Genomic DNA, 17,327 nt, shown 5'->3' on the forward strand with positions numbered 1-17,327 from the left:
TCGCCGGTCGCACCGGTCACTTCAGCTACGGCGCGCCGCACGCCGTGACGATCGGCGCGGACGGCGGCCGGGTGGCCTTCCTGCGCTCTTCCGGACCCGAGGATCCGGACGCCGCGCTGTGGGTGCTGACCGTCGCTTCCGCGACCGAGGCGCTGGTCGCGCCGGGACCCGTTCGGCGGTACGCGGTGGACCGCGACTGCCGGACCGCGGCGTTCGCCCGGGACGGCCGCCTGTTCCGCGCCGACCTGATCGGCGGCGGGGTCACCGAGGTGCCGACCGACCAGCCGGCCGAGGACCCGCGACCCGACCCGATCGGCCACCACATCGGGTACGTGACCGGCGCCGGCGGCTCGGCCTCGCTGCGGGTCGTCGGCCCGGACGGCGACCGCCTGCTGGCCGGCGAGCCCGGCACCGCCTGGCGCGAGCACGGCGGCACCGTCTCGTGGGGCGTGCCGGACCCGGCCGCGGTCCAGTTCGGCCGGTGTCGCGGCTGGTGGTGGGCGCCGGACGGCAGCCAGATCCTGGCGGCACGGACCGCCGGCGCGACCAGCCTGCACCTGCTCGACCTGGACGAGGGCTGGGTGGACGTGCACTGGGACCGCGAGACGTACCCGTACGTGGTCAATGTGCGCTGGGCCGACGGCAGCGGCCCGCTGATCACCGTGCTGCGGCGGATGCAGCAGCACGGCCTGGTGCTGGCCATCGACCCGCGCACCGGCGAGACCCAGGTGCACGCCGAACTGGCCGACTCGCGCTGGGTGGAACCGGTGGACGGCACCCCGAGGCACCTGCCGGACGGCCGGGTGCTGGTCGGCGGCGAACTGGCGCACGACGGCTTCGACGCCCGCTGCCTGTTCGCCGACGGCAGCCTGCTCACCCCGCCCGGCCTGTACGTACGCCGGGTGGTCGGCACGCTGCCCCGCACCGGCGCCCCGTCCGGCGCGCCCGACCTGGTGGTGGAGGGCACCGACGGCGACCCGGCGGCCCAGTCGGTCTTCCGGGTGCGTACCTCTCTCGGCGGCGGCGGAGCGGAGGCCCGCAAGATCAGCGTGACCCCCGGCTGGCATCGGGCCGAGGCCGCCGGCGACGTGCTGGTCATCGACGGCACGGTGTGGCGCGCCGACGCCCGGGTCGCCACCCTGCGCTCGCACGTGGCGCCGCTGCCCTACCACCCGCAGCCCGTGCTCGAACGCGTCACCGACCGCCGGCTGCCGTCCGCGGTGCTGTATCCGGCCGGCTTCGTCGGCGGCTCGCGGATCCCGGTGCTGGTCACGCTCGGCGAGGGACCCGGCCACCAGCAGGTGGTGACCGACCCGGCGGCGTGGCAGGAGCGCCAGTGGTGGGCCGACGCCGGCTTCGCCGTCGTGAGCATCGACGGCCGGGGTACGCCCGGCGTGACGCCGAGCTTCGAGAAGGTGGTGCACCGCCGTCTGGCCGACGTGTCCCTGTCGGACCAGGTGGACGCCCTGCACACCCTGGTCGGGAAGCACCCCGACCTCGACCTGAGCAGGGTCTCCGTACGCGGCACCGGCCTGGGCGGCTGGCTGGCGGCGATGGCCGTGCTGCGCCGCCCGGAGGTCTTCCACCGCGCCGTGGCCCACCAGCCGATGACCGACTGGTCCGAGTTGCCGGCGCCGTTCGCGGAGCGTTACCTGGGCGACCCGGCGGACGCCGCGGACGTGTACGCCCACCACAGCCTGGCGGTGGCGGCGGCCGAGTCGGACCACTCCCGGCCGCTGTTGCTGGTGGGGGCACAGTTGCCAGGCATCACGTCGGTCCCGGAGGCATCCCTTGCGGAGGAGTTGGCCTTCCTCCGAGGAGAGCAGCTCGAAATCTAGTCACCATCCGGGTTCACGGTCTGCGTGCGACTCCGGGCCGTTGCGTCGACCTTGTGGAGCTGCCATTCGCCTGGAACAGCAGATGCACAAGATCCGGGTCGGGCGAACGCGTCGTCGCCACGGTCGAGCCGGCGGAGTTGCTGCCGCCGCGGTGAAGTGTCGTACCGGTCGCCTAGGGTCGGTGCATGAACCACTTCGATGAGGCGTCGGCGGCGGTGCAGGCTGCTCTCGATGCCGGCGCGCGGTATGCCGATGCTCGCATCATGCTGCGGCGGACCGAGTCGATGACCGCGCGCAACGGGGACGTCCAAGATCTCAGTTCCGACGAGAGCGCCGGCGTTGGCGTGCGGGCGCTGGTCGGTTCCGGCTGGGGCTTCTACGCGGTGCCCGACCTCTCCGACGGGGCCGCGCGCGCCGCCGGGCGGCGGGCCGCTCAGATCGCCGCGGCGAGCGCCACCGTGCCGGGGCCGCCGATCGAGCTGGTGCCGGCCGGTGCCGGGGCGGCCAGCTGGGCCAACCCGTGCGCGACCGATCCGCTCGAGGTGTCCCTCACCACCAAGGGCGACCTGCTGGTCCGGGCCACCACGGCGGCCAAGGAGGCGGGGGCCGACCTGGCCGAGGCGCACTACCACATCTGGGACACCCGGAAATGGTTCGTCTCCAGCGACGGGCACCGCATCGACCAGCACCTGCGCGAGTGCGGCGGCGGGGTCACCTCGCACGCGTACGGCGACGGCGAGATCCAGCGACGCTCCTACGGCAACCAGTACGGCACCCGCGGCTGGGAGCTGATCGACGAACTCGACCTCATCGGCAACGCGCCGCTCGCCGCCGAGGAGGCACAGGCCCTGGTCAGCGCGCCGCTCTGCCCGGCCGGCGAGACGACGCTCATCCTCGGCAGCGAGCAGCTGGCCCTGCAGATCCACGAGTCGGTGGGGCATGCCATCGAGCTCGACCGCATCCTCGGCTGGGAGGCCGCGTTCGCCGGCACCAGCTGGCTCGACCTCGACCAGCTGGGCTCCCTGCGGTACGGCTCCGAGCTGATGAACATCACCATCGACCCGACCATCCCGGGTGCGCTGGGCAGCTTCGGCTACGACGACGAGGGCACCCCGGCGGCCAAACGCGACGCGGTCCGCGACGGCATCTGGGTGGGCGTGCTGGCCGGGCGCGACTCGGCCGCGGTGGCCGGGCTCGACTATGCGGGCAGCGTGCGGTCCGACGGCTGGGCGCGGCTGCCGATGGTGCGGATGACCAACGTGGGCCTGGAGCCCGGGCCGCACACGCTCGACGAGATCATCGCGGCCACCGACGACGGGGTCTACATGGAGACCAACCGGTCCTGGTCGATCGACGACCGGCGGCTCAACTTCCAGTTCGGGTGCGAGATCGGATACGAGATCAAGAACGGGAAACGCGGCCGGCTGCTGCGCAATCCGACCTACACCGGCATCGGCCCGCGGTTCTGGCAGTCGATGGACATGCTGTCCTCGGAGAGCATCCCGTGGGGCACGCCGAACTGCGGCAAGGGTCAGCCCGGTCAGGTCGGCCACACCGGTCACCCGGCGGCGCCGGCCCGGTTCACCAACGTACGGGTGGGAGTGCGGGGATGACGCAGCGCGGAGACATCAACCGGACCGGTGCCGAGCTGGAACTGGCCGTCCGGGTCGTGGAGCTGGTCCGGGCCGCCGCCGGGCCGGCCGCCCAGGCCGAGGTCATGGTGCAGCACGACGCCGAGGCGCTGACCAGGTTCGCCAACTCGATGATCCACCAGAACGTCGCGGACGCCACCACGACCGTGCGGCTGCGGCTGCACCTGGACGGCCGGACGGCCGCCGGCTCCACCACGATCACCGGGGCGGACGGGTTGCGCGGCCTGGTCGACCGCACGATCGCGGCGGTCCGGCTGAGCCCGGCCGACCCGACCTGGCCCGGCCTCGTCCCGCCCACGCCGCTGCGCCCCTCGGCGGGCTACCACGGCTCCGGCGAGCGGTCCGGGCTCGACTTCGGCTTCGACGAGGCGACGGCGCGGGCCACCCCGGCCGAGCGGGCCGAGCGGGTGCGCGACTTCGTCCGCGCGGCGGGCGGCCTGGAGACGGCCGGTTTCTGCCGTACGACCTACAACTCCGCGGCGTTCGCCAACAGCCTCGGCCACGCGGTCGAGGGCCGCGCCGCGGAGGCGGCGATCGACGGCATCGCCCGGCTCAACGGCTCGGACGGCGTGGCCCGGCAGGCCGGCGGCCGGCTCGCCGACCTGGACGGCGCGGTGCTGGGGGCGCGGGCCGCCGCCAAGGCGCGGGCCGCCGAACGCCCGGTCGAGTTGCCGCCCGGCCGCTACGAGGTGGTGCTCGAGCCGGACGCGGTGGCCGACGTGCTCAACAACCTCGCGATGTTCGGCTTCAACGGCAAGGGATTCGCCCAGCAGGAGTCGTTCGCCGAGTTGGAGACCGACCAGTTCGACCCGTCGGTGACCATCGTGGACGAGCCGCTGGGCAGCCGCGACGAGCCGGCGCCCGGGCTGCCGTTCGACATCGAGGGCACCCCGCGCGAGTCGCTGGTGCTGGTACGCGACGGCACCACCAAGGCGGTGGCGCACGATCGCCGCTCGGCCGCCGAGGTGGGCGCGGAGTCGACCGGCCACGGCTCGGAGATGTCACGCACCTGGGGACCGATGCCCACGCACATGCGCCTCGAGGCGTCGCCGGCGCCGTCCGAGGCGCCGACCGCCCCCGCCGACCGGGCCGGCCCGACCGTCGAGTCGGCGCGGCCGCTGGTCGCCCGGATGGAGCGGGGCCTGCTCATCAGCGACCTCTGGTACACCCGGGTCCTCGACCAGAAGACGCTGGTGGTCACCGGCCTGACCCGGAACGGGGTCTGGCTGGTGGAAAACGGCGAGGTCACCGCGGCGGTGAGCAACATGCGCTTCACTCAGTCCTACCCGCAGGCGCTCGGCACCGGCATGGTCCTGGGCATGGGCACCGAGTCGGTGCTGCTGCCGGACCGCTGGTCGGGTGTCCGGTACGCGGCACCCGCGGTGCACCTGGCCAGCTGGAACATCACCGGCAACGCCTCCGGCTGAGCCGGCAACGCCCTCCGGCTGAGATCGCGCCCGGCTCGGCGGGAAACCGAGTCGGGCACGTCATTGACCGACGTGTTTGACTGAGCTGGTGAGCGACACGCCACGCGACGAGGACGCCCCGACCGGCCGCTTCGCATCCGGGCGGTCGGACGACGCCGCCTCCTCCTTCAGCTGGAGCAGCGGCTCCAGCGCCGACCCGACCAGCCCCGCGCCGGCCAGCCCCGCCCCGACCGGCTCGTCCTGGACCGGCAGCTCCGACACGGGCAGCTCGTGGTCGACCAGCAGCTCGGCCAGTAGCTCGGCCGGTGCGAGCAGCTCAACGGACCCCGCGGACCCGGCCCACCCCGCAGACCCGGCCCACCCCGCAGACCCGGCCCACCCCGCAGACCCGGCCCACCCCGCGGCCGGCACGGCCGCCACCCCGAAGCCCCGCCGCCGCTTCTGGAACCTCGCCACACCGGCCGCCACCACCGACACCCGCCGGCGCCGCCGCTGGTTCGTGGCCGCCATCGCGCTCGGCGCCGCGGTCATCGTGATCGCGCTGTGCGCCGGCGCCCTCTCGATCGTCTCCTCGGTCAACGACGTACGGGATCAGGCCGCCGACGCCCGCGAGGTCCGGCACCTGCGCGACACGGACTGCATCGAGCTGGAGCGCCGGCTCAACCGCCTCATCCCGCCCGGCGCCACCACCGGCCCGAAGCAGCGCGCCGCCGCGATCCGGGACGAGAACGCGGCCGTCCGGATCTACGTGATCCAGCTGCGCAGCGACCGCGAGGAGGACGGCTGGCGGCAGTTGCTGGACGCGCGCACCGTCTATGCCGACGCGCTGGAGAAGCAGGGCCCCGCCTTCTATGTCGCCCCGGAGACCAGCGGCGGCACCCCGGTGGCCACGGAACTGGAAGCATGGTCACCCGCGTCGTGTGGCGGACCGTTGCGCCGGCTGGCCGCTCCGGAGCTCTGAGCCAGGCGCAAACCGAGGGCAACCCCCCGGGTTTGTGACATAGACATCATCCCTGAGCCGCAAACTGTCTCACGCCCGGCGTAACGTGTGCCACACATCACGGATGCACGGCGGCTGTGGGGCGTGCCCGCCCGTTAACAGCCGGGTCACATGACAGGCACGTCAGGAGATCGGAATGACGACGACGGCAACGAAGCCGGATGCGGGGCGCGCACGCGCAGCGATCGCGGCAAAAACGTTGCGCACCGACCGATGGTGGTTTCCCCCACTTGTCACCTTCGTCGGGCTCGGGGCTTGGGTTCTCTACGCGACCGTCCGGGTCTTCATGCACAAGTGGTATTACGTGGAGGACTACAACTACCTCACGCCGTTCTATTCGCCCTGCATCACCGATCGGTGCGTGCCCGAGGCGGCTCATTTCGGCACCCCGCTGCCAGCCTTATGGCTCATCCCCGAGGCCGCGCTCAGCCTGCCCTTCCTGCTGCTGTTCCGGCTTACCTGCTACTACTACCGCAAGGCCTACTACCGGGCGTTCTGGCTGTCGCCGCCGGCCTGTGCCGTGCCGGACGGGCACCAGAAATACACCGGTGAGACCAGGTTCCCGCTGATCTTCCAGAACATCCACCGGTACGCGTTCTACGCCGCCGGCATCATCGCGCTGATCAACACCTGGGACGCCATCATCGCGTTCCGCAGCCCGTCCGGGTTCGGCTTCGGGCTCGGCAACGTCATCCTGGTCGCCAACGTGGTGATGCTCTGGGCCTACACGCTGTCCTGCCACTCCTGCCGGCACATCGCCGGCGGCCGGCTCAAGCACTTCTCCAAGCACCCGGTGCGCTATCGGTTCTGGACCTTCGTGTCCAAGCTGAACACGAAGCACATGCAGCTTGCCTGGATCACCCTCGGCACGCTCGCGCTCGCCGACTTCTACGTCATGGCCCTCGCCGCCGGCTGGTTCTCCGACCTGCGGTTTGTCGGCTGAGAGGAGCGACGACGATGACCACAACACGCATCGAACGGCACTATTACGACGTCGTCGTGATCGGCGCCGGCGGCGCCGGCCTGCGCGCCGCCATCGAGGCCCGGCTGGCCGGGAAGAAGACGGCGATCATCTCCAAGTCGCTGTTCGGCAAGGCGCACACGGTGATGGCCGAGGGCGGCGCGGCCGCCGCGATGGGCAACGTGAACTCGCGCGACAACTGGATGGTGCACTTCCGCGACACCATGCGCGGCGGCAAGTTCCTCAACAACTTCCGGATGGCCGAGCTGCACGCCAAGGAGGCCCCGGAGCGGATCTGGGAGCTGGAGACCTACGGTGCGCTGTTCGACCGCACCAAGGACGGCAAGATCTCGCAGCGCAACTTCGGCGGCCACGAATACCCACGTCTCGCCCACGTCGGCGACCGCACCGGCCTCGAACTGATCCGGACTCTGCAGCAAAAGATCGTCTCGCTGCAGCAGGAAGACTTCGCCGAGACCGGCAACTACGAGTCGAAGATCCGCGTCTTCGCCGAGACCACCGTCACCGAGCTGCTGCTCGACGGTGACAAGGTCGCGGGCGCCTTCGGCTACTACCGCGAGTCCGGCGAGTTCATCCTGCTCGAGGCGCCGGCCGTGGTGCTGGCCACCGGCGGCGTCGGCCGCAGCTACAAGGTCACCTCGAACTCCTGGGAGTACACCGGTGACGGCCACGCGCTCGCGCTGCGGGCCGGCGGCACGCTGATCAACATGGAGTTCCTCCAGTTCCACCCGACCGGCATGGTCTGGCCGCCCAGCGTCAAGGGCATCCTGGTCACCGAGTCGGTCCGGGGCGACGGCGGCGTGCTGCGCAACTCGGACGGCAAGCGGTTCATGTTCGAGTACGTCCCCGACGTCTTCCGCAAGCAGTACGCGGAGACCGAGGAGGAGGCCGACCGCTGGTACACCGACCCGGACAACAACCGCCGCCCGCCCGAGCTGCTGCCCCGCGACGAGGTGGCCCGGGCGATCAACAGCGAGGTCAAGGCGGGCCGCGGCACCAAGTCCGGCGGCGTCTTCCTGGACGTCTCCACCCGGATGCCGGCCGAGACCATCATCAAGCGCCTGCCGTCGATGCATCACCAGTTCAAGGAGCTGGCCGACGTCGACATCACCAAGGAGCCGATGGAGGTCGGCCCGACCTGCCATTACGTGATGGGCGGCGTCGAGGTCGACCCGGACACCACGGCCGCGTCCGGCACGGTCGAGGGCCTGTTCGCGGCCGGCGAGGTGTCCGGCGGCATGCACGGCTCCAACCGGCTCGGCGGCAACTCGCTGTCCGACCTGCTGGTCTTCGGCAAGCGGGCGGGCGAGCACGCGGCGGCGTACGTGGACGCCCTGGGCAAGCGGCCCAAGGTCGCCACCTCCGACGTCGAGGCGGCGCTCGACGTGGCACTCGCCCCGCTCCAGCGGCAGAGCGGCGAAAACCCGTACACGCTCCAGCAAGATCTTCAGGCGGTGATGGGCGACCTGGTCGGCATCATCCGGCGCGAGGGCGAACTGAGCGACGCGCTCAAGCGGCTCCAGGAGCTCAAGCAGCGGGTGGCCAACGTCGGCGCGACCGGCGGCCGGCGCTACAACCCGGGCTGGCACCTGGCGCTCGACCTGCGCAACATGCTGGTCGTCTCGGAGTGCACGGCCAAGGCGGCGCTCGAGCGCGAGGAGTCGCGCGGCGGGCACACCCGCGAGGACTTCCCCAAGATGAGCCCGGAGTGGCGCAAGGTCAACCTGGTCTGCTCGCTGGACGAGGGCGGCGACGTGCACCTGGAGCGCAAGCCGCTGCCCCGGATGCGCGCGGAGCTGGTCGAGCTGTTCGACCGCACCGAGCTGTCGAAATACCTGACCGAGGGCGAGCTGGGCGAGTTCGACGCGACGAGCAAGACGGAGGCGAAGTAATGGGCACCAAACGTCACTTCCGCGTCTGGCGGGGCGACGAGGCCGGAGGCGAGATCCAGGACTACGACGTCGAGGTGAACGACGGCGAGGTCGTGCTGGACATCATCCACCGGATCCAGGCGACCCAGGCACCCGACCTCGCCTGCCGCTGGAACTGCAAGGCCGGCAAGTGCGGGTCCTGCTCCATGGAGATCAACGGCATGCCCCGGCTGGGCTGCATGACCCGGATGTCCACCTTCGAGGAGACCGAGACCGTCACGATCACGCCGCTGCGGACCTTCCCGGTCATCCGCGACCTGGTCACCGACGTCACGTTCAACTACCAGAAGGCGCGCGAGACCCCGTCCTTCGCCCCGCCGGCCGGCGTCGCACCCGGTCAATACCGGATGAAGCAGATCGACGTCGAGCGCTCGCAGGAGTTCCGCAAGTGCATCGAGTGCTTCCTCTGCCAGAACACCTGCCACGTGGTGCGCGACCACGAGGAAAACAAGAAGGCGTTCTCCGGCCCGCGGTACTTCATCCGCGCCGCCGAGCTGGACATGCACCCGCTCGACGCGCGCGACGACCGCAAGGACTACGCGCAGGACAGCCAGGGCATGGGCTACTGCAACATCACCAAGTGCTGCACCGAGGTCTGCCCCGAGCACATCAAGATCACTGACAACGCGATCATCCCGATGAAGGAACGCGTCGTCGACAACCGCTTCGACCCCCTGGTCTGGCTCGGCCGCAAGATCCTCCGCCGCGACCAGCTGTCCGACCAGCCCGCCCATGCCTCGGCCCAGGCGACGGGCTACTCAACCGGCCAGTCGATGGCCCCGAGCACGTCCACCGGCGTCACCGGTGTCGCGGCCGGCACCCCGTTCTCGAGCGCCCGCCCGCCCGAGGCCCCACCGGTCCGCGACGACGGCCGCATGGACGTAGCCGAGCTGGCGCTACCCCACCAGGGCGGCCCGAGCCCGTTCGGCGATCAGGAGTTCCCGCTCGCACCCGGCCACCTGGTCTACAACCACCCCGCGCCCGGCAAGGACGAGGACGAGCCCGAAGCCGAGCCCGAGGAAAAAAGGCACTGACGAAAGGCCGCCGGCTGCGAGGTCGGCGGCCTTCCTTTTTGGGCGGTACGCGTCCGGGCACCACCCAACAGCAGCGGCCACGCTCCCGGTGCTCAGTTGGAGCCGGGTGGGTGGCCCCGCTCCGCGCGCCCGCTGCGGGCTGTCCCGCCCCCGCACGCCGCCCCCGCACGCCGCCCCCGCACGCCGCCCCCGCACGCCGCCCCCGCACGCCGCCACCGCACCCCGGCGCACCCGCCGAGCCTGGCTGCGGCCGTCGCGCGTCAGGCCGGTTCGGTGGGTGGGGTGTCGGTGTCGGTGGTCAGCTCGCGTTGACTGATTGCTATGTCGTGCCAGGCGCCGTGTTTAAAGCCGATCCGCTGGTGCACTCCGACGGGGCGGAAGCCCAGCGCCTCGTGCAACCTTTCGCTGGCCGGGTTCGGCAGGGTCATCTTGGCTACCGCCACCCGGTAGCCGCGGTCGGCCAGTCTCGCCAGCAACGCCTCGTACAGGGCTCCGCCCAAGCCGGTGCCCCGGCGGCCCGGCGCCAGATAGATGCTGGTCTCGCACGACCAGCGGTAGGCCTCGCGGGCCGCGAACGGGCGCGCATAGGCATAACCCGCGATCTCGCCGGCCACCTCGGCCACCAGCCAGGCGTGCTGGCGGACCGCGTCGCGGATTCGGGTGGCCATCTCGGTGTCGGACGGCGGGTCGATCTCGAAACTGACCGCGGTGCCGGTCACAAACGGGCGGTAGATCGACGCGCAGGCCGCAGCGTCGTCGTCGGTCGCCTCCCGGATGGTCAACAACGTCTGGTCCATCACGCGGTTACCTCCCCCATCGCGTCCTGCCGGCTCGATCATGCCGGACAGGTGGGGTCAGGCGGTTTCGGTGGGCGTGGAGGTATCCGCCACACGTTGCCGGGAGAGCCACAGCTCCAAGCCGTCGAGCAGGCGTTCCAGGCCGAACTTGAAGCTGTCCTCCCACATCCGCTCCGGGTCCAGCTGGTCCGGCGTGATCTGGCGGCGCCAGCGGTCGTACTGCGGATGGTCGGGGGCGATCGCGTCCAGGTACGGCTCCAGCTTTTCGACGACCTGCCTGGCGTCGATGCCGGCCTTGCGGATGTGTGTGGTCACCGCCGCCTGGGTGGTCGCCGAGCCGATCGCGTGCGAGTTGAGCAGCGTGCTGACGTGTGACACCTCGACGCCGTCGAAGCCGGCCGCGAGCAGCAGCGCCACCATCCGCTCGCCGTTGCGCATCGCGTTGGGGCCGATGGTGGGCTTGGTGCCGAACATGCTCATCACCCACGGGTGCCGCAGGATCATCAGGCGCATGCCCTGGGTGGCGATCGAGACGCCGATGCGCCAGCTGGTGTCGCCGACCTCGGGCACGTAGCACTCGCCGAGCACCTCGTCGACGGTGAGTTCGAGGAGTTCCTCCTTGTTTGCCACGTGCCAGTACAGCGACGTGGCCCCGGAGCCGAGCCGGGTGCCGAGCCGGCGCATGCTCAGCCCGCCGGTGCCCTCGGCGTCGAGCAACTCGATCGCGGCCCGCACGATCTGCTCGCGGCTGAGGGTGGGCTGCCCGCTCCGGCTGCGGGGTGGGCGCGTCCACACCGAGTCGAAAAACGGGTTCTTCTGCTCCGGCACCCTGCCATCCTATCGGGGGTCGAACAGCGTACGAGCCAATGGTACGGTGTGCGAGTCAATCGCACACCGTACGAGGGAAGGCCGTCATGCCGGAGCGCAATCCTCGTCGTTGGCTGATCCTGGCGGTGCTCTGCCTGAGCCTGCTGGTGGTCGTCATCGACAACATGGTGCTGAACATCGCGATCCCGTCGCTGATTCAAGACCTGGGCGCCAGCACGGCCGAAATCCAGTGGATCATCGACTCGTACATCCTGGTCTTTGCGGGTCTGCTCCTGACCGCGGGCAGTCTCTCGGACCGCCACGGACGGCGGCTCGGGCTGGTGATCGGCCTGACCGTCTTCGGCGGCGCCTCGGTGCTGGCCGTGCTGTGCGAGACGCCCGGCCAGCTGATCGCGGCCCGCGGCCTGATGGGCGTCGGGGCCGCCTTCCTGATGCCGGGCACCCTGTCGATCCTCACCACGGTCTTCGCCGAGGACGAGCGCAAGAAGGCCATCGCCATCTGGAGTTCGGTGCTGGCGGTGGGCGCGCTCGGCGCACCGGCCATCGGCGGCGTGCTGCTTGAGCACTTCTGGTGGGGCTCGGTGTTCCTGATGAACATCCCGATCGCCGTCCTGGGCATCATCGCGGCCCTGGTGATCATCCCGGAGTCCCGCGGCCGGGCCGGCCGCCCCGATCTGGTCGGCGCGCTGCTCTCGATGATCGGCATGACCGCCCTGGTCTGGGCCGTGATCTCCACCGCCAAGGACGGCTGGGGCTCGGCCTCGACGCTCGGCGGGTTCCTGATCGCCGTCGTCGGGCTGGCCGGCTTCGCGGTGTGGGAGCGCCGGGTCGCCGAGCCGATGCTGCCGCTGACGCTGTTCCGCGACCGCAACTTCGCCGGGGCCAGCCTGTCGATCGTGCTGCTGAGCTTCTCGGCCGGCGGCGTGATGCTGGCCATCACCCAGTACCTCCAGTTCGTGCTGGGCTACCCGCCGATGAAGGCCGGCTTCGCGTTCATACCGATGCTGGTGACCGGCATGGTGTTCAACGGCGTCGGGGTGGTGGTCGACAAGCGGTTCGGCACCCGGGCCGCGCTGTGCACCGGCCTCCTGCTGATGGCTGGCGGCTTCGGCGTGATGGCGTCACTCGCCCCCGACGACAGCTACCTGAAACTCGCCATCGCGTTCGTGGTGATGGGCATGGGCACCGGCATCGCGGGCCCGGCGGCGTACGGCACCCTGATGGCGGCCCTGCCCCCGGACCGGGTCGGCGTCGGCTCGGCGGTCAACGACACCGTGCAGCAGGTCGGCACGGCGCTGAGCGTCGCGGTCCTGGGCAGCGTGCTCACCGCCACCTACCGGGCCGCCATGCCCGACGAGGTGCTGCCGCAGGCCCGCGAGTCGATCGGGGACGCCCTGCGGATCGCCGCGGCCACCGGCGACGCGGCGCTGGCTCAACTGGCCCGCACCGCGTTCGTCGACGCCATCGCCCTGACCTCGGTGGTCGGCATCGTCGGCGGCATCGCCGCGGCCACCGTGGCGGCCGCGGTGCTCCGCCCGAAGCCCCCGGCGCCGCCGGCGCCGTCGGCTCCGACCGGCGAGGCGGTCACCGAGGTTCAGCAGACCGCCTGACCGGCCGCCCGGCCGGGCCCGCCACGCCAGACCGGCGCCCGGCCGGGCCGCTACTCCAGCCGGGGGAAGACCGGGTGCGGTGCCGCGGCGTCCAACTGGGCGGCGATCCGGGCGGCGCCCTCGGGGACGAACGGGCTCAGCTCGCGGGCCAGGACCCGGCAGGCGTCCACCAGCGTGGCGAGCACCGCCGCGAGATGGTCCGGCCGGTCCTGCCGGGCGAGGTCCCACGGGCGTTCGGCCTCGACGAAGCGGTTGGCGGCGGCCACCACGGTCCTGATCGCCTCGGTGGCCGCGCGGAAGTCGAACGCCGCCAGTGCACTGTCGATGGCGGCCGGCAGCGCGGCGCACAACGCGGGGAGTTCGCCGGTGCCGAGGGCCTGACCGGGCTGGTTCCTGCGGGTCAGCGACAGCACGCGGCTGACCAGGTTGCCGGCGCCGTTGGCGAGATCCTGGTGGTAGCGGGTGCGCAGCCGCTCCGCGGTGAAGTCGGTGTCGCCCAGGGCGGCCACGTCGCTGAGCAGCCACCAGCGCAGCGCGTCGTTGCCGTGGCGGGCCACCAACTCGTACGGGTCAATCGCATTGCCCTTGGTTTTGGAAAGCTTGGCGCCGTCGGCCGTCAGGTATTCGTGGACGAAGACGGCCGTCGGCAGCGGTTGACCGGTCGCGATGAGCAACGCCAGCCAGTACACGGCGTGGAAGCGGACGATGCCCTTGCCGATGACGTGCACGCGTTCGGTGGAGTCCCGCCACCAGGTGCGGTAGGCGGTGTCGTCGGTGCCGTAGCCGAGCGCGGTGATGTAGTTGGCGAGCGCGTCCCACCACACGTACACGACCTGGCCGGGGTCGTCGGGGACCGGAATGCCCCAGCCGGCGGCCCGTTCCGCGGGGCGCGAGACGCTGATGTCCCGCAGGCCGGAACGCACGAAGGACAGCACCTCGTTGCGGCGGGCCGCGGGCTCGACGCGTACCCGGCCCGACTCGATCGCGTCTAGCACGCGCTCGGCGTACCCGGAAAGCTTGAAAAACCAATTGGACTCGGTGACCTTCTCCGGCGCCACACCGTGTTCCGGGCAGAGGCCGGCGGACAACTCGGCCGGGTCGTAGAACTGTTCGCAGCCGGTGCAGTAGAGGCCGTCGTAGCTGCGCCGATAGAAGTCACCTCGGGCTGCGGTCTGCCGCCAGAGGGCGATCACGCCGGGTGCGTGCCGCGGGTCACTGGCGGTGCGGATGAAGTCGTCGAACGACAGCGCCAGCGCGCCGGCCAGACCGGCGAAGCGGTGCGCGTTGGCTGCCACGAAGGCACCGATCTCGACACCCGCCGCGGCGGCCGCGGTCACGTTCTTGAGGGCGTTCTCGTCGGTGCCGGTCAGAAACCGCACCGGCTCGCCGCGCAGCCGTCGATGGCGCGCGAGGGCGTCCGCCTGCACGAGTTCCAGGGCGTGGCCCAGGTGCGGGGCGGCGTTCACGTACGGGATGGCGGTGGTGACGTAGAAGGCCATGGTGCTCTCCGATCCGCCCCGGCGCGCGGGGACAGACCGAATCCGACCAGCCCCGGACGCAGGGGCTGGTGGTGGCGGTTTAGCGCACGCCGACTGGCCCCGGGTGGGGGCGCATCATTCGGCAGGCGTACGGCGTCATGACCGCCGATGATGCCAGAAAGCGGACCCCGATCCCACCGAAATCGAACACGTGTACTAGCATGGCCCGGTGACCAGCAACTACCAGCCGTCGATGCTCGACCTGATGGCCGGACCGACGCCGACGCTCGAGCCCCTGGCCGCCGGGATCAAACGGCACGTGCTGACCGCGGGCGCCTGGGTCGACGTCCTGCCGGGTTGGCTGCACGGCTCCGACGAGGTCTTCGAGACCCTGCTCGGCATCGACTGGCGGGCCGATCGCCGCCAGATGTACGACACCGTGGTCGACGTGCCCCGCCTGCTGCGCTGGTACGACCAGGACGAGCAACTGCCGCACCCGGCGCTGACCGAGGCCCGCGAGGCCCTGACCGCCCACTACGCCGACGAGTTGCGCGAGCCGTTCATCACGGCCGGCATGTGCCTGTACCGCGACGGCCAGGACAGCGTCGCCTGGCACGGCGACACGATCGGCCGCTCGGCCGCTCGGCCCACCACGACACCATGGTCGCCATCCTGTCCGTCGGCTCCCCGCGCCATTTGTCGTTGCGGCCGCGCGCGGGCGGGCATGAGACGGTGCGCTTCCCACAGGGCCACGGCGACCTGATCGTGATGGGCGGCTCCTGCCAGCGCACCTGGGAACACGCCATCCTCAAGACGGCCAAGCCGGTGGGACCCCGGATAAGCATCCAGTTCCGCCCGTTCAACGTCGCCTGAGGTGTGAGGACGGGCCGACGCGTCCGACCAAGAGATTGACCCGGTCCCGAACAGTTTCCGATGGTGGGGACCACCATCGCAGCCCTGTCGCCCGTGTAACGGCAGCCCGCTGGGAACAACTGCCGCTTCAACGGACGTCGATGGGCTGTCGGGGCGAGATCTTGGCGATCTACGGTCATCCCCGAACTCATCCCCCGAACAGCAGATCGACAACATCGCGTCGCGGGCGAGTACCAGCGGGGACATTTGCGGCAAAGCCTTGACGAGCCCGGGCGGGCACCGGCTCGTCGCGACGCTGCGGGCCGATTCGATCACCGCGCGAGGCGGGGCGGGCCTGCAGGTCAAGGTTCGTTAACGAGGGTGAATCAAGCGGTTGACGTGCACGCGCAGAAAGTTACACTCCAAGTGTAAATAGTTGACCCCTCACCTTCTACACAGGACTCTCCACCGGTCCGGACGGGGTGTCTATGTCAACCAGCGACAACTCGGGGCTTTCTCTTCAGCACATAACTGTTCGCTTCGGCGGGCTGCTGGCACTTGATGACGTTTCGCTCCGGGTTTCGCCGGGGCGGGTCGTGGGGGTCATCGGGCCCAACGGGGCCGGCAAGACGACGCTCTTCAACGTGGTCAGCGGCTTCGTTGTGCCGCAGTCGGGGGCGATCACGCTCGACGGCCGAGCGTTCCGGCCCCGGCCTCATCAGCTCAACCGGAACGGGATCGCGCGCACGCTGCAGGGCGTCGGCCAGTTCAACGGCATGACCGTGCTCGACAACGTGCTGGTCGGCGCGCCGAAGCGCACCGGCGAGGACGCGGCCTTCGAGGTGCTCGAGCGCTGCGGGGTCGCCGAGCACGCGTACTCATACCCGGCCCTGCTGCCCTATGCCAAGCGCAAGCGGGTCGAACTGGCCCGTGCCCTCGTGGCCCGCCCCCGGATTTTGATGCTCGACGAGCCGGCCGGCGGGCTGGACACCGACGAGATCGCGTGGCTGGCCGAGCTGATCCGGGAGGCCGACATGACCGTCCTGCTGGTCGAGCACCACATGGATCTCGTGATGAGCGTGTGCGACGAGATCCTGGTGCTCGACTTCGGCAAGCCGATCGCGCTCGGCACGCCGGGCGAGATCCGGAACGATCCCAAGGTCACCGACGCCTACCTGGGTGCCGCCGCATGAGCGGGCTGCTGGCAGTCGAGGGGTTGAGCGCTGGCTACGGGGCCGTGCCGGTGCTGCACGAGATCGACCTGACCGTGCAGCCGGGCGAAATTGTCGCCGTGCTGGGTGCGAACGGCGCCGGCAAGACGACGCTGCTGCGTACCGTCTCCGGATTGTTGCCGGCCACCGCGGGGCGGGTGACCATCGACGGCGTCGACCTGCGCACGGTCCGGCCGGAACGCATGGTGCGGCACGGCGTCGCCCACGTGCCGGAGGGGCGCGGCGTGGTCACCGAGTTGACCGTGGACGAAAACCTGCGGCTCGGCGGGCTGTGGCGCCGCAGCAAACCGGCCGACCGGGACGAGATCTACGAGCTGTTCCCGCCGCTGGCCGAGCGCCGGCACCAGCCCGGGCACCAACTGTCCGGCGGCGAACGGCAGATGCTCGCGCTGGGCCGGGCGCTGATCGCCAAGCCGCGGCTGCTGCTGCTCGACGAGCCGTCGCTGGGGCTGGCTCCCAAGATCATCGCGCAGATCATGGGGCTGCTGCGGGATCTGCGCGACCGCACCGGACTGGCCGTGCTGCTGGTCGAGCAGAACGTGCGCAGCGCCCTGTCCATCGCCGACGTCGGGGTCGTGTTGTCGCTGGGCCGGGTCGCCGCCCGGGACAGTGCCGCGACGCTCGCCGCCGACGCCGATCTCCGGCACGCCTACCTGGGGTTCTGAT

The 17,327-nt window shown here is 71.1% G+C and carries 13 protein-coding genes and 1 pseudogene; 11 read left to right on the plus strand and 3 right to left on the minus strand.

The window, feature by feature from the left end; genetic code table 11:
* The first annotated feature begins 44 nt into the window (after nt 1–44).
* From Ari01nite_RS32390 to Ari01nite_RS32420, 7 genes are all read left to right on the plus strand, one after another.
* Nucleotides 45–1,838 carry a prolyl oligopeptidase family serine peptidase gene (locus Ari01nite_RS32390; protein WP_438872261.1) on the plus strand — a complete coding sequence of 598 codons (1,794 nt, stop codon included), beginning with the start codon at nt 45–47 and terminating at the stop codon, nt 1,836–1,838.
* Between the two features lie 185 nt (nt 1,839–2,023).
* The gene (locus tag Ari01nite_RS32395; RefSeq protein ID WP_203786036.1) at nt 2,024–3,451 is read left to right on the plus strand and encodes a TldD/PmbA family protein; all 1,428 of its coding nucleotides are present in this window, start codon (nt 2,024–2,026) and stop codon (nt 3,449–3,451) included.
* Nucleotides 3,448–4,917: a TldD/PmbA family protein gene (locus tag Ari01nite_RS32400; RefSeq protein ID WP_203786037.1), complete on the plus strand. Its 1,470-nt coding sequence runs from the start codon at nt 3,448–3,450 to the stop codon at nt 4,915–4,917. Before Ari01nite_RS32395 ends, Ari01nite_RS32400 begins: the two co-directional genes overlap by 4 nt.
* An 88-nt stretch (nt 4,918–5,005) precedes the next feature.
* Nucleotides 5,006–5,878, plus strand: coding sequence for a hypothetical protein (locus Ari01nite_RS32405; RefSeq protein ID WP_203786038.1), 873 nt, complete (start codon nt 5,006–5,008; stop codon nt 5,876–5,878).
* A 175-nt stretch (nt 5,879–6,053) separates the two neighbouring features.
* Nucleotides 6,054–6,860: a succinate dehydrogenase subunit SdhC gene (gene sdhC, locus Ari01nite_RS32410; protein WP_203786039.1), complete on the plus strand. Its 807-nt coding sequence runs from the start codon at nt 6,054–6,056 to the stop codon at nt 6,858–6,860.
* 14 nt (nt 6,861–6,874) lie between these two features.
* Nucleotides 6,875–8,791, plus strand: coding sequence for a fumarate reductase/succinate dehydrogenase flavoprotein subunit (locus tag Ari01nite_RS32415; protein WP_203786040.1), 1,917 nt, complete (start codon nt 6,875–6,877; stop codon nt 8,789–8,791).
* A complete protein-coding gene (locus tag Ari01nite_RS32420; protein ID WP_203786041.1) occupies nt 8,791–9,864 on the plus strand; it encodes a succinate dehydrogenase/fumarate reductase iron-sulfur subunit in 1,074 nt (357 codons plus the stop codon). The genes Ari01nite_RS32415 and Ari01nite_RS32420 overlap by 1 nt, the downstream gene beginning before the upstream one ends.
* Nucleotides 9,865–10,124: 260 nt before the next feature.
* Here the strand turns inward: Ari01nite_RS32420 and Ari01nite_RS32425 are convergent, their stop codons facing one another.
* Entirely contained in the window at nt 10,125–10,661 is a 537-nt protein-coding gene (locus Ari01nite_RS32425) for a GNAT family N-acetyltransferase (RefSeq protein WP_239163221.1), read from the minus strand.
* Between the two features lie 57 nt (nt 10,662–10,718).
* Nucleotides 10,719–11,489: a TetR/AcrR family transcriptional regulator gene (locus Ari01nite_RS32430; RefSeq protein WP_203786043.1), complete on the minus strand. Its 771-nt coding sequence runs from the start codon at nt 11,487–11,489 to the stop codon at nt 10,719–10,721.
* Between the two features lie 86 nt (nt 11,490–11,575).
* Between Ari01nite_RS32430 and Ari01nite_RS32435 the strand changes: the two genes are divergently transcribed.
* Nucleotides 11,576–13,099 (plus strand): MFS transporter, encoded by a 1,524-nt coding sequence (locus Ari01nite_RS32435; RefSeq protein WP_203786044.1) that lies wholly within the window; start codon nt 11,576–11,578, stop codon nt 13,097–13,099.
* A gap of 50 nt (nt 13,100–13,149) precedes the next feature.
* On the opposite strand, the gene Ari01nite_RS32440 is transcribed toward Ari01nite_RS32435, so the two are convergent.
* Entirely contained in the window at nt 13,150–14,598 is a 1,449-nt protein-coding gene (locus tag Ari01nite_RS32440) for a methionine--tRNA ligase (protein ID WP_203786045.1), read from the minus strand.
* A 208-nt stretch (nt 14,599–14,806) separates the two neighbouring features.
* Here Ari01nite_RS32440 and Ari01nite_RS32445 point away from each other — a divergent pair.
* From Ari01nite_RS32445 to Ari01nite_RS32455, 3 genes and pseudogenes are all read left to right on the plus strand, one after another.
* Nucleotides 14,807–15,450: pseudogene (locus Ari01nite_RS32445) on the plus strand (alpha-ketoglutarate-dependent dioxygenase AlkB).
* Between the two features lie 467 nt (nt 15,451–15,917).
* Nucleotides 15,918–16,622 carry an ABC transporter ATP-binding protein gene (locus Ari01nite_RS32450; protein WP_203786046.1) on the plus strand — a complete coding sequence of 235 codons (705 nt, stop codon included), beginning with the start codon at nt 15,918–15,920 and terminating at the stop codon, nt 16,620–16,622.
* The gene (locus Ari01nite_RS32455; RefSeq protein ID WP_203786047.1) at nt 16,619–17,326 is read left to right on the plus strand and encodes an ABC transporter ATP-binding protein; all 708 of its coding nucleotides are present in this window, start codon (nt 16,619–16,621) and stop codon (nt 17,324–17,326) included. The genes Ari01nite_RS32450 and Ari01nite_RS32455 overlap by 4 nt, the downstream gene beginning before the upstream one ends.
* Nucleotide 17,327: the final 1 nt, after the last annotated feature.

Source organism: Paractinoplanes rishiriensis (assembly GCF_016862375.1).
GTDB lineage: Bacteria > Actinomycetota > Actinomycetes > Mycobacteriales > Micromonosporaceae > Actinoplanes > Actinoplanes rishiriensis.